We start from the raw sequence: 3,034 nt of genomic DNA, 5'->3' as shown, positions 1-3,034 counted from the left end.
ACCTTTTCCCACTCCGCGGCTTCCTGGATCAGGCTGTAATCGGTCAGCGGATTGTTGACCACCCAGCCGTTCGGCAGCCGCACCTCGTAGCCGCCGTTGGCCTGCGCGACCGAAATCCACGGCAAACCGACATCCGAGCGCCGACGGCACAGCAGCGAGGCGAGCCGCAGGCAGAACAGCAGCGGCCATTCGACGTCGCGCGTTTGCGCGAGCTTGCCGAGTTTGCCCGCATGGCCCAGCACGAGCGCGGCGAGGCGCGCCTGGTCGGTGCGCGAAAAACCCGGCATGTCGGCGTTGCTCGCGATATACGCGGAATGCTTGTGATACGCGCTGTGCGAAATCGACAGACCGATCTCGTGCAGCGCCGCCGCCCAGCCGATGAACATGCGGTTTTCCGCGCGGCTATCTTCGTTCGCCGCGTCGCCAGGCCCGTCGCCCGGCGCGGTGAACTGATCGTAAAAGCTCATCGACAGCTCAGCGATGCGGGCCGCCTGCGCGCGATCGACGCCGTAGCGGCGCATGAAGCCTTCGACCGTCACCGTACGCATGTCTTCGTGCTGCGAACGGCCGAGCAGGTCGTACATCACGCCCAGGCGCAGCGCACCGTCGGTGGTGTCGACGTAATCGACGCCCAGTTCGTCGAACACCGCGATCATGATCGACAGGCCGCCCGCCAGCACCGGCACGCGGTCGCTCTTGAGCGCCACCAGTTTCAGCCGGTTCGCATTCTCGGCCTTGATCAACGCGCGCTTCAGACGTTCGAGGCCGCCGCGCGAAATGCCGTGCGTGATGCCCGCGTCGTTGAAGCCGTTCGCCTCGACCAGTTCGGCAAGCGCGCGGGCGGTGCCGGACGAGCCGATCGCCTGCTCCCAGCCGGTTTTCTTGTATTCGGCGGAAATGATCTGGATTTCGCGGCGCGCCGCGAGTTCGGCCTGGCGCATCGTGTATTCGTCGACGTTGCCGGCCGGGAAGAACGTGCGGCTATGGCTCACGCAGCCGATATAGAGGCTCTCCATCTGGATCGGGGTGTAGTGCGAGCCGATGATGAACTCGGTCGAACCGCCGCCGATGTCGACGACGAGCCGCTTGCCCGCGCTCGCCGGCACCGAATGCGCGGCGCCCGCGTAAATCAGACGCGCTTCCTCCCGCCCCGCGATCACCTCGATCGGAAACCCGAGCGCGGCCTGCGCCTCGCCGAGAAATTCGCCGGCGTTCTTCGCGATGCGCAACGTATTGGTCGCGACCGCGCGCACGTGATCGGGATGAAAATCGCGCAGACGCTCGCCGAAACGCTTCAACGCATCCCAGCCGCGCACCTGCGACGCGCGGTCGAGCATCTTGTCGCGCGATAGACCGGCGGCGAGGCGCACCGGCTCGCGCAACGCGTCGACCTGATAGATCTGGCTGCCCGCGTCGGTTTCTTCGACCCGGCCGACGATCAGCCGGAAGCTGTTCGAACCCAGATCGACGGCGGCGAGGAGTTGAGGGGTAGTCACCATCGGGTAAGCAGACTCCATGCGCGCTAGCGCGGCGGCAGCAGGCGTGGCGGCGGGGTTGGGAAGCGCCGCTCGGCTGCCCGGCGCCGGCGGCGCACGATGCGCGTCGCGGCCGGCCGCACTGTTCAAAGACGCCATTCTAAGCGTAGCGGGTCTCACGGTGTCACCTCGCGGCGGTGGGGAGCCTCGCTATGGTCGCATACGTCGCGCGTCGTATTGACGACAGGCGGCGATTGCGGCATAAAACCTAAAATACCCTGAATGTCATTGCGACGTCATCAAACTGTGAGAATTTCCGAAGGCCTTTCCGTCTCCATTCCAGACATTCCAATCTCGCTGCCGATGTCCGTCCGCTACCCCCTATTGAATCGCGAGCTGGGCATCCTGGGTTTCAACGAGCGTGTGTTGGCGCAAGCCGCCGACCCCGCCGTCCCGTTGCTGGAACGCCTGCGCTTCATCTGCATCACCAGCAGCAATCTCGACGAATTCTTCGAAGTACGCATGGCTGGTCTTCAGGAACAGATGCGCGACAATCCCGGCGCGCTGTCGCCCGACGGCATGTCGTTGCAGCACGTCTACGACCTCGTGGTCGAGCGCGCGCAGAAACTCGTGCACCGGCAGTACACGATGCTGCACGACACCGTCCTCAGCGCGCTCGAACAGGAAGGCATCTATTTCCACGGCACCGAAGCATGGAGCGATGCGCAGACCGAATGGGCGCGCGCTTACTTCTTCGACGAACTGCTGCCGGTGCTCACGCCGATCGGCCTGGACCCCGCGCATCCGTTTCCGCGCGTGCTCAACAAGAGCCTGAATTTCGTCGTCGAGCTCGAAGGCAAGGACGCGTTCGGCCGCCAGGCGATGATGGGCATCGTGCAGGCACCGCGCGCGCTGCCGCGGCTCGTGCGCATGCCGCAGGATCTGTCGGGCTATCCGCATGGCTTCGTGCTGCTGAGTTCGCTGATGCAGCACTTCGTCGGCGAACTGTTTCCCAATCTCGTCGTACGCAGCTGCAACCAGTTTCGCATCACGCGCAATAGCGAGCTGTTCGTCGACGAAGACGAAATCACCAATCTGCGCGTCGCGCTGCAGGGCGAACTGCCGGCGCGACATCTGGGCAACGCGGTGCGGCTCGAAGTGTCGGCGGAAACACCGGTGCATGTGGTGCGGCGTCTGCTCGACGAAAGCGGTCTGTCGGACAAGGACTGCTACTACGTGGACGGTCCCGTCAATCTGGTGCGGCTGATGCAGTTGCCGGAGATGGTCGACCGGCCCGACCTGAAGTTCGTGCCGCATATTCCGTCGACGCCGGCGCGCATTGCCAATGCGGCGAGCATGTTCGACGTGATCGATCAGGGCGACGTGCTGCTGCATCATCCGTACGAGAGCTTTCAGCCGGTGCTGGAGCTGCTGCTGCAGGCCGCCAAAGATCCGAACGTGGTCGCGATCAAGCAGACCATCTACCGCACCGGCACCGACTCGCCGCTGATGGACGCGCTGATGCAGGCCGCGCGCAACGGCAAGGAAGTCACGGTGGT

General features: G+C 64.6%; 2 protein-coding genes. One reads left to right on the top strand and one right to left on the bottom strand.

The window, feature by feature from the left end:
- A partial coding sequence (gene ppx / locus VGH68_RS04130) for an exopolyphosphatase (RefSeq protein WP_331602225.1) occupies positions 1-1,634 on the bottom strand: 1,634 nt, incomplete at its 3' end.
- A gap of 204 nt (positions 1,635-1,838) precedes the next feature.
- On the opposite strand from ppx, the gene ppk1 reads away from it, so the two are divergent.
- The coding region (gene ppk1, locus VGH68_RS04125; protein WP_331602224.1) for a polyphosphate kinase 1 at positions 1,839-3,034 on the top strand (1,196 nt) is incomplete at its 3' end.

The sequence above is a fragment of the Paraburkholderia sp. genome (genome assembly GCF_036488505.1).
GTDB lineage: Bacteria > Pseudomonadota > Gammaproteobacteria > Burkholderiales > Burkholderiaceae > Paraburkholderia.
The sequence above is the reverse complement of the archived record's forward strand: the minus strand, read 5'-3'. Positions and strand labels throughout refer to the sequence as shown.